The 9,121-nt window shown below is 70.5% G+C and carries 7 protein-coding genes; 2 read left to right on the plus strand and 5 right to left on the minus strand.

Annotated features, from left to right (window positions below; genetic code table 11):
- Positions 1–46 precede the first annotated feature (46 nt).
- The 5 genes from ACFQ6X_RS34850 to ACFQ6X_RS34870 form a co-directional block, all read right to left on the minus strand.
- Positions 47–1,153 (minus strand): winged helix DNA-binding domain-containing protein, encoded by a 1,107-nt coding sequence (locus ACFQ6X_RS34850; protein ID WP_383187904.1) that lies wholly within the window; start codon positions 1,151–1,153, stop codon positions 47–49.
- Positions 1,154–1,246: 93 nt separating this feature from the next.
- Positions 1,247–2,269 (minus strand): zinc-binding dehydrogenase, encoded by a 1,023-nt coding sequence (locus tag ACFQ6X_RS34855; RefSeq protein ID WP_383187907.1) that lies wholly within the window; start codon positions 2,267–2,269, stop codon positions 1,247–1,249.
- Complete coding sequence (locus ACFQ6X_RS34860) at positions 2,266–3,510, minus strand: cytochrome P450 (protein ID WP_383187910.1); 1,245 nt, start codon at positions 3,508–3,510, stop codon at positions 2,266–2,268. The genes ACFQ6X_RS34855 and ACFQ6X_RS34860 overlap by 4 nt, the downstream gene beginning before the upstream one ends.
- Before the next feature lie 39 nt (positions 3,511–3,549).
- The gene (locus ACFQ6X_RS34865; protein WP_383187912.1) at positions 3,550–4,671 is read right to left on the minus strand and encodes an epoxide hydrolase family protein; all 1,122 of its coding nucleotides are present in this window, start codon (positions 4,669–4,671) and stop codon (positions 3,550–3,552) included.
- Between the two features lie 76 nt (positions 4,672–4,747).
- On the minus strand, positions 4,748–5,974 hold the full coding sequence (locus tag ACFQ6X_RS34870) for a cytochrome P450 (protein ID WP_383187915.1): 1,227 nt from the start codon (positions 5,972–5,974) through the stop codon (positions 4,748–4,750).
- Between the two features lie 182 nt (positions 5,975–6,156).
- Here ACFQ6X_RS34870 and ACFQ6X_RS34875 point away from each other — a divergent pair, with 182 nt between their 5' ends.
- Positions 6,157–7,203 (plus strand): CaiB/BaiF CoA transferase family protein, encoded by a 1,047-nt coding sequence (locus tag ACFQ6X_RS34875; protein WP_383187918.1) that lies wholly within the window; start codon positions 6,157–6,159, stop codon positions 7,201–7,203.
- A 98-nt stretch (positions 7,204–7,301) separates the two neighbouring features.
- Positions 7,302–9,071, plus strand: coding sequence for an MFS transporter (locus tag ACFQ6X_RS34880; protein WP_383187920.1), 1,770 nt, complete (start codon positions 7,302–7,304; stop codon positions 9,069–9,071).
- Positions 9,072–9,121: the final 50 nt, after the last annotated feature.

A 9,121-nucleotide genomic window follows, 5' to 3' on the forward strand; every position in this document is an offset into this window, starting at 1 on the left:
GGGGAGAGACCGGGCCCTCCGGTCTCTCCCCCGCCGTCGTACACGGTCAGTCGAAGCGGAGGCCGCGCGTCGTGGCGGAGGCCGCCGCGAAGGCGAGCAGGCTGCTCCCCTCCTCGGCGACGGCGTCGCGGTCCTTCCTGCTCAGTGCACCGAACGGCTCGATCACGAGGGTCGCCGCCTTGCGGGCCTGCTCGATCCGCCACAGCCCGCGTACGAAACCGTCCACGAGGAACGTCGACTTGATCAGGCCGTTGCGGGTGAAGACCAGCTTGCGCTGCTCGTCGGTGAGGATGCGGCTGCGGTCGGCGTGCGACAGCAGGATGTTGTCGAACTCCGGCAGGAAACGCACCGGAACGGGCATCCCCGGGTCCGGCAGGGGAGCGTCGGCAAGGTCGAGGAGCTCCAGACCGTTCTCGTCGCGGAAGGTGCGCAGCCGGGGCCTGAGCCGGTTCACCGAGTCGGCCAGCCGTGTCATTCCGGACCAGGTCTGGATGTCCTTGACGGTGGCCGGCCCGAAGGCCGCGAGATACCGCTCGACCATCGCGTCGGGCGAGGTGCTCTCCGCGAGCGTCCCGCCGAGCCAGGACTCCGCCGTCGTGTGCACGGCCTGGCCGCTCTCGCCCCACAGGCCGCGCGGCGGCACCTGCACCAGCGGCACCAGATTGCGTACGGCATTGGCCAGGGCGAACGGATCGCGGTCCGGCCAGCGTTCGGCGAGCAGGGTGCCCAGGCCGCCCAGGGTGAGCGGCTCCTTCTCGACCAGCTCACGGCCCAGCGCCACCACGTCCGCGGTGTCGAGCCCTGCCAGCTTCCGGCCGAAGGTGCCCTTCAGGCCCTGCTCCAGGGCGCCCTGGAGCACCGGCCGGAGCGCCAGGCAGTCCTGCGCCGTGACCAGGTGGATCGTGCCCCGCATCAGCACCAGCCGGACCACCTCGCGGTCCCTGACCCGGTCCGCCAGGTCCTCGATACGGAATCCGGCCAGCCGGGTCCACAGCCCGATGTAGGGCGGGTTGGGCGCCTGGGCCTGCATCCCCACCAGATGTCCGACCGCCTGTACGGCCGGCAGAACGGCGCGCTCCAGCAGCAGCTGCCGGGCCAGCAGGCTCCGGTTGAGCGCCCGTCGGTCCAGCACGTTCGGGTCTCCTGTCACCATGACCGGATCCTCTCCTCGTATCCATGAAAAGACGGCGGTGCCCCGGGTCACGCGGACCCCGGGGCACCACCGCAGCACACAGGACCGCCGGTCTCAGCTCATCCTGACCAGGACCGTGCCGCTGTACTTCCGGCCGAGCAGAGCCACGAACGCCTCCGGCAGCTCCGCGACCCCGCCCTCGACGACCGTGTGCGGGAAGACGATGCGCTCCTCGCGCAGCCAGGTGCTGAACTGGGCGTTCCAGCCCTCGATCTGGTCGGGCGTGTGCAGCGTCGCGAATCCGCGCAGGGTCAGGTCCTTGGTGATGGCGGACATCAGGGGCAGCCGGGGGCTGCCGCCGTCACCCGCGCCGTGCTGCCCGGACAGGGCACCGCACAGCGCGAACCGGGCGCCGCGGGCCGCGACCTGGACCGCGGCCTCGAACTGCTCGCCGCCCACGTTGTCGAAGACCACGTCGAGGCCGTCGGGCGCCAGTGCGGCGAGCTGCTCGGCCACCGGCCCCTCGTGGTAGTCGAACGCGGCGTCGAAGCCGAGCTCCTCGACCAGGAAGTCGATCTTCTCCTTGGACCCGGTGCTGCCGATGACGCGCTTGGCGCCCCGCAGCTTCGCTATCTGCCCGGCCAGCGCGCCGACACCGTTGGTGGCTCCCGACACGAACACCGTGTCGCCCTCGGCCACCGCCGCCGTACCGACCATGCCGTGCCAGGCCGTCGGCCCCTGGGACAGGAAGTACTCCGGGCCCGGCAGGAGGGAGCGGTCACGCTTGAAGAACCCGTGGGCGTTGCCGACCGCGTAGTCGCGCCAGCCGGAGAAGTGCTCCACGAGGTCGCCGACGGCGAGGGTGTCGCTGTTCGACGCGACCACCGTGCCGACGGTACGGCCCCACATCGCGACGCCCGGCTGGAAGACCGGGATCGGCAGCTTCGTGTCGGGGTTCATCTGGTCGCGGGCCACCGAGCCGAGCGTCATCCAGTCGTTGCGTACGACGACTTCGCCGTCGGCAGGCGCGGACAGCTCGGTCTCGCCGAACTCGAAGTGGTCCAGGGTGACTTCGTCGACCGGGTAGGCCGCGAGGCGGACCTCCCTGCTGACGGGGGGAAGTTCGACGCTGCTCATGTGGTGCTCCTTCTCAGGTGGACGGGGAGGCTGACCAGGTTGTGGTTCACATCGCCGGCCCTCCAGAGCAGCTCGCTCTCCGGCACGGCCAGCCGCGCGTCGGGGTAGCGGCCGGTCAGCTCCTCCAGGGCGACGGCGAGCTCCACCCGGGCCAGCGGCGCCCCCAGGCAGTGGTGGATGCCGTACCCGAAGGCGAGGTGGGGATTGACGGTCCGGCCGAAGTCGGCGGTGTCGGGGTCGGCGAACACCGACCCGTCACGGTTGGCGGAGGCGAAGGAGAGGAACACGGCGTCCCCGGCGGGGATGACCGCGCCGCCGATCTCCACGTCCTGGGTCGCGATCCGCGGCAGCCCCGAGGTGTCGTTGCCGGTCAGGTTGACCGTACGCAGGAGCTCCTCCAGCGCCGCCGGGACGTCCTCCGGGTGCTCGCCGAGCCGGCGCCAGACGTCGGTGTGGCGGTCGAGCAGCGTCAGGGCGAAGTTGGAGATCTGGCCGGCAGCCGAGTCGAAACCGCCGCCCAGCAGGGTGTAGCCGAGGCCGACCAGCTCCTCGAAGCCGAGCCGGTCCTCGCCGTCACGGGCGGTGATCAGGGCGGAGAGCACATCGTCGGCGGGCTCCGCCTGCTTGCCGGCCACCAGCCCGGCGATATAGGCACCGAGGTTCTCGCGGCCCTCGACGGCCAGCTCCTCGGGACCCGACACATCGGCGAACTGGCGTACCCACGTGAGGAACTGGTCCCTGTCCTGCTCCGGGACACCCAGCAGCTCGCAGATGACGGCCATGGCCAGCGGAGCGGCGAAGCCCTCGACCAGGTCCACGGGACCGCCGTCCGACTCCTTGTCCAGCGCGTCGAGCAGCCGGCCGGCCAGCTCCCGCACCCGGGGCCGCATCCCCTGGATCCGCGCCGGCGAGAACGCCTGCTCGGCCAGGACGCGCAGCCTGGTGTGGTCCGGCGGGTCGAGCGAGATGATCATTCCCGGCGGGGCCTGGAACAGCCCGCTGAAGGTGGGGGCGTCCGGCGCGTACGAGGCGGCGCGGCTGAAACGGGTGTCGTCCAGTACCGACTTGATGTCCTCGTGGCGGGTCACCAGCCAGGCATGACCGCCTCCGCTCCACTGCACCCGAGCGACGGGCCGCTCCGCGCGCAACTGCGTGAAGATCGGGTCGGGGCCCCGGTAACTCGTACCCGGGAACGGGAATTCGGGCAGGTCTTCACTCACCCCGGTCGTTCGGGCGGTCATGGGCAGTGCCTCCAGACGGAAGGTCTCGGGTCTCGGGTCTCAGGTCAGCGTGCGGAAGAAGGAGCGCAGCTCGTCGACGAGCAGCTCGGGCTGCTCCAGGGCGGGGAAGTGCCCGCCCTGCTCGTGGTCGGTCCACCGCCGCAGATCGGTGAAACGGTGCGCGCACCAGGCGCGCGGCATCCGGGCGTCCTTGGGGAAGACGGAGCAGGCGGTGGGCACGTCGACCCGGCCGAGCGCCATCTTGTTGTGGCTCTCCCAGTAGATCCGGGCGGACGAGGTGCCGGTGCCGGCCAGCCAGGCGAGCGTCACGGCGTCCAGCAGCCGGTCGCGGGGGATGACCTTCTCGACGTCGCCGTCGTGGTCGCTCCAGGCCCAGTACTTCTCGATCATCCAGGCCAACTGGCCGACGGGCGAGTCGGAGAGCCCGTACCCGAGTGTCTGCGGACGGGTGGCCTGCAGCACGGAGTACGCGCCCTCGTGGGTCTGGAACTCCTTGAGCGCGGCCAGGCCGGCCAGGTCCCGTTCGTCCAGCTCCACCTGTTCCTGCGGCGGCCGGGCGAAGGGCATCGCCAGGTGGATGCCCATCAGGTGCTCCGCGTCGCTCTCGCCCAGGATCCCGGTCAGGAAGGAGCCCCAGTCGGTGCCGTGCGCCGCGTACCGCTCGTATCCGAGCCGGCTCATCAGCTCGGCCCAGGCGGCCGCCGTGCGCTCCACCGTCCAGCCCGCTTCGTCCGGCTTGTCGCTGAAGCCGAAGCCGGGCAGCGACGGGCAGACCACGTGGAAGGCGTCCGCCGGATCCTCGGGGTCCGTCAACGGGCCGATGATGTCCTGGAATTCGATGACGGATCCGGGCCAGCCGTGGCTGAGCAGCAGCGGCTTCGCCTGCGGGTGGCGCGAGCGCACGTGCAGGAAGTGGATGCCGAGACCGTCGATCTCGGTGCGGAACTGAGGCAGCGCGTTCAGCCGCGCCTCGGCCGCCCGCCAGTCGTAGGTGCTCCGCCAGTACTCGGCGAGCTCCTGGAGGTAGGCCAGCGGCACCCCCTGCGACCAGTCACCGACCGTCTCCTTGTCGGGCCACCGGGTCCGGGACAGCCGCTCGCCGAGGTCGGCGAGATCCGCGTCGGGGAACCCGACGCGGAAAGGCGTGAGTGCCGTGCTCATACGTCTTCCTCCTGGACTGCCGCCGGGGTGTGGTGCCACGGCACGCTACGGATGGCTGCTCGAGCACGGGTCGACCTCACCACGTGACCGGCAGCTCCCACAGCCCGTAGATCACTGCGCCCTCCTTACGGGGTATCTCCAGGAAGGGCTTGGCGAGCTGCAGCGTCGGGATGCGCTGGAACAGCTTGCTCCACACGATCTCCAGCTCCAGGCGGGCGAGGTCCGCGCCGATGCAGTGGTGCACGCCGTGCCCGAAGCCCAGGTGCTTGCGGCTGCCGCGCGTGATGTCGAGCTTCTCCGGCTCGGGGAACACCTCGGGGTCACGGTTCGCGGCGAGGCCGAGGCAGAGGATGCCGTCGCCCTTGCGGATGACCGAGCCGCCGATCTCGATGTCCTCCAGCGCGACCCGGGGCACCGCGGTGTCGCCGATGGTCGCGAACCGCACCAGCTCCTCGACCGCAGGCTTGACCAGCGAGGGGTCGTCCAGCAGGAGCTTCAACTGGTCGGGGTTCTCCAGCAGGCAGGCCGTGCCGAGCGAGATCTGGCTGGCCGTGGTCTCGTGGCCGCCGTTCATCAGGAGCCGGACCATGTTGAACAGGTCGCGGTCGGTGTACTCCTCGCCGGACGCCTCGTAGTCGGCCATCGCACGGCTGAGCAGGTCCTCGCCCGGCTCGCGCTTCTTCAGCTGGATGAGGTCGCTGACGTACGCGTTCACCTCGACGATCGCGGCCTGGCGCTCCTCGGTGGAGCTGTGCCCGCCGAGCAGTGCCGTGCCGTGCTTGATGAAGAACTCGTGCCGGTCCTGCGGAATGCCCAGCAGCTCGCAGATGACGGTCATCGGCACCGGCAGCGAGAACGCGTGGTGGAAGTCCACCCCGGGCTCCATGGCCAGCAGCTTGTCGAGGTGGTCGTCGACGATCTCCTCGATCCGGGGCCGCAGCCGGCGCACCTGGCGGCTGGTGAACGTCAGGGCGGCCTTGCGGCGGGTGTCGCTGTGCGCCTTGCCGTCGTAGCCGATGAAGGACGTCTCGGTGCGGTACTCCGGCGGGGCGATGAAGTAGAAGGGGAAGTTGTCGTGCCGGCGCGAGGCGCTGACCCGGGGGTCCGTCAGCAGCTGCCGGATCGTCTCGTAGCCCGCGATCGTCCAGATGCGGAGGCCGGATCCGGACAGCGTGACCTGGGAGACGTCCTTCTCGACGATCTCCGCGTACTCCTTCGGAGGAGTGAAGGGGCACTGCCGTTTGTAGGGGAAGGTGCTGGTCTCCGCCTCGGCGGTGCCCGGCTCCGTAGCACTGGTTGTCACAGTGGATCCTTCCTCGTGGGGAATCGTTCCTCGTGAAGAACGTCGGGTTTCCGACGGCACAAAGTTCCCGGTGCACGGTGCCAGCGCCCGCTCGGGCACAGCTGGAGTCCGTGCGCCGCGGTACGAGCACGGCGCGAGCGCGGCCCGAGCCGGTTTCCGGACAGGCTTCCTAGCCTCCCGGGATGGGCATTGCAGCGAGTGAGGGCCGGTCCGCCGCGACCGGGCCCCTGAGCGGGCTGAGAGTGGTCGAACTGGCGGCGATCGGGCCGGCGCCCTTCGCCTGCATGGTGCTGGCCGACCTGGGCGCCGAAGTGATCCGGATCGACCGGGCCGACGGCCGCCGCTCCTTCGAACAGTGGCACCAGGTCCTGGACCGCGGACGCCACCGCATCGCACTGGACCTGAAGAGCCCCGACGACATCGCGGAGCTCCTGAGCCTCCTCGACAGCTCCGACGTCCTGGTCGAGGGCTTCAGACCGGGGGTGGCCGAGCGGCTCGGTATCGGCCCCGAGGTGTGCCTGGACCGCAATCCCGCCCTCGTCTACGCCCGGATGACGGGCTGGGGGCAGGAGGGACCGCTCGCCAGGACTCCCGGACACGACATCAACTACCTGGCGCTCAGCGGCGCGTTGTACGCGATCGGGGAAGCCGGCGGGCCGCCCGTCGTCCCGGTGAACTTCCTGGGGGACTTCGCGGGCGGCTCGATGTTCCTGGTCGCCGGGGTCCTCGCGGCCGTGTACGAGCGGCAGCGGACCGGCCGGGGGCAGGTCGTCGACGCCGCGATCGTGGACGGTGCCGGGGCGATGCTCGGCATGCTGGTCGGCATGGAGGCGGCCGGTCAGTGGCGGCACGAGCGCGGCGCCAACCTGCTGGACGGCGGAGCGCCGTTCTACACCACCTACGCGTGCGCCGACGGCGGCTACGTGGCCGTCGGCGCCCTGGAGGAACGCTTCTACGCCGCGCTGCTGCACGGCCTCGGACTGGCGGGCGCGGCCCTGCCCGACCGGGACGAGGCGCACAACTGGCTGGCGCTGCGCAGGGAGTTCGCGAGCCGGTTCATCACCGGGGACCGGGATCACTGGGCGCAGCTGTTCGAAGGCACCGAGGCCTGTGTCACGCCGGTGCTGAGTGCCGCGGAGGCGGCATCCCATCCGCACCACCTGGCACGCGGAAGCGGTCCTGCCGCGGTGGCCCCGCGGTTCAGCCGCACTCCAGTGGAATTCCACTGACACCGGGCATCCTGCCGTCCGATGGTCCAAGGCTGTCCAGCCACCTGCGGAACCCCCCAAGGACTATCCCGGTCCCCCCAAGATCTGAGAGGTACACCATGGCTATTTCCTCCGAGCAGGCTCCGTCCACGGAGACGGAGGTGGCAAGGGACGAGACGGCTGCGGACAAGCGAACCGGTGCGGCGCCGCCCGACCCGAAGCGCTGGATGGCCCTGCTGGTGCTGCTCGTCGCCGCCTTCATGGACATGCTGGACGGCACCATCGCGAACGTGGCGGCCCCGGCCATCCAGCAAGGGATCGGCGGCGGCTACTCCATCATCCAGTGGGTGCTGGTGGGCTATCAGCTCAGCTTCGCGCTGATGCTGATCCTCGGCGGCAGGCTGGGCGACATCTACGGCCGCAAGCGGATGTTCCTCCTCGGCGTCGTCGGCTTCACGCTGGCATCGCTGGGAGCCGGACTCGCCCAGGAGCCCTGGCAGCTGGTCGCGTCCCGCATGGTCCAGGGCGCCTTCGCCGGAATCATGGTCCCGCAGATCCTGGCCATCATTCACGTCACCTTCTCCGCCAAGGAGCGGGCCGGCGCCTTCGCCATGTACGGCGGTGTGGCCGGTGTGGCCGCCGCGGTCGGCATGGGCGCGGGCGGACCGCTGGCCGAGTGGGACCTCTTCGGCCTCGGCTGGCGTCTGATCTTCCTCATCAACATCCCGGTCGGCATCCTCGGACTCATCTACGCCCCGCGCGTGCTCCGTGAGTCCAAGGCACCGCACGCCCTGAAGCTCGACGTCCGGGGCGTCGTCCTCGCCACCGCCGGTCTGCTCCTGCTGATCTTCCCGCTGCTCCAGGGCCGCGAACTGGGCTGGCCGCTGTGGGGCTTCGTGTCGATGGCCGCATCGGTACCGGTGCTCGCCGCCTTCATCCTGTGGCAGAAGAAGAAGACCCTGCTGGACGGCTCACCGCTCGTGGAACTGGCGCTGTTCCGTATCCGCAGCTTCTCCTCCGGGCTCGGCGTGAACCTCGCCTTCTACATCGGCATCGGCATGTTCAACATCGGCTGGACCGTCTACATGCAGGTCGGCCTCGGCTGGTCGCCGATGCGCTCGGGGCTCACGAGCCTCCCGTTCTGCATCGGTGCCTTCCTCACCTCATCGGCGGCCATGGTCGTCCTGGTGCCCAAGTTCGGCCGCAAGGTGCTGCAGTCCGGCGCGGTCGTCACCGTGATCGGCGCGCTGGCCTTCCTGTGGGCGGCCGGCGAGTACGGCAGCGGCATCAGCTCCTGGCAGCTCGTGGTGCCGATGCTGCTGATCGGTCTCGGCTTCGGTCTGATCGCGGCCCCGCTGCCGCAGATCGTGATCTCCGAAGTGCCGCAGAAGGACGCCGGCTCCGCCTCGGGCATCGTCCACACCAACGCCCAGCTCGGCTTCGCCGTCGGCGGAGCCCTGGTCAGCGTCGTCTTCTTCGCCGGACTGGTGGGCAACACCGGAACGGCGATCGACGACCAGTCCGCCGAACTGCGCAAGGAACTCGTCGCCACGGCCCAGCTCACCCCGGGAGAGGCGGACACCACCGTCGCGGCCTACCGGACGTGCGCGGTCGACCGGGTCGAGGAGAAGGACCCGGCCGTCGTCCCGGAGAGCTGCGCCGTCCCCGCACTCCAGAACCAGCAGGCGGCCCCGGTCCTGGCCGGCTACGCCAAGGACGCCACCGGAACCTCCTTCGCCGGGAGCCTGCAGACCACCCTGTGGGTCTTCGGCGGAGTCGTCGTCCTCGCCTTCCTCCTGATGCTCGCGATCCCGCGGCAGATGAGGCTGGAAGCCCCCGAGGACGAGGAGGAGGCCGGCAAGGCCCCCGAGGCCGCCCCGGCCTCCTGACCCCGTAACACCCCCGCTCACGGTGCGGCGGGAGCGGACGGCCTCTGCCG

Source organism: Streptomyces sp. NPDC056452, assembly GCF_042796085.1.
Lineage (GTDB): Bacteria > Actinomycetota > Actinomycetes > Streptomycetales > Streptomycetaceae > Streptomyces.

Coding starts and splice junctions, on each gene's coding strand:
- ACFQ6X_RS34880 (WP_383187920.1), top strand. CDS start 7,302: ATGGCTATTTCCTCCGAGCAGGCTCCGTCCACGGAGACGGAGGTGGCA.
- ACFQ6X_RS34855 (WP_383187907.1), bottom strand. CDS start 2,269: ATGAGCAGCGTCGAACTTCCCCCCGTCAGCAGGGAGGTCCGCCTCGCG.
- ACFQ6X_RS34860 (WP_383187910.1), bottom strand. CDS start 3,510: ATGACCGCCCGAACGACCGGGGTGAGTGAAGACCTGCCCGAATTCCCG.
- ACFQ6X_RS34865 (WP_383187912.1), bottom strand. CDS start 4,671: ATGAGCACGGCACTCACGCCTTTCCGCGTCGGGTTCCCCGACGCGGAT.
- ACFQ6X_RS34850 (WP_383187904.1), bottom strand. CDS start 1,153: ATGGTGACAGGAGACCCGAACGTGCTGGACCGACGGGCGCTCAACCGG.
- ACFQ6X_RS34875 (WP_383187918.1), top strand. CDS start 6,157: ATGGGCATTGCAGCGAGTGAGGGCCGGTCCGCCGCGACCGGGCCCCTG.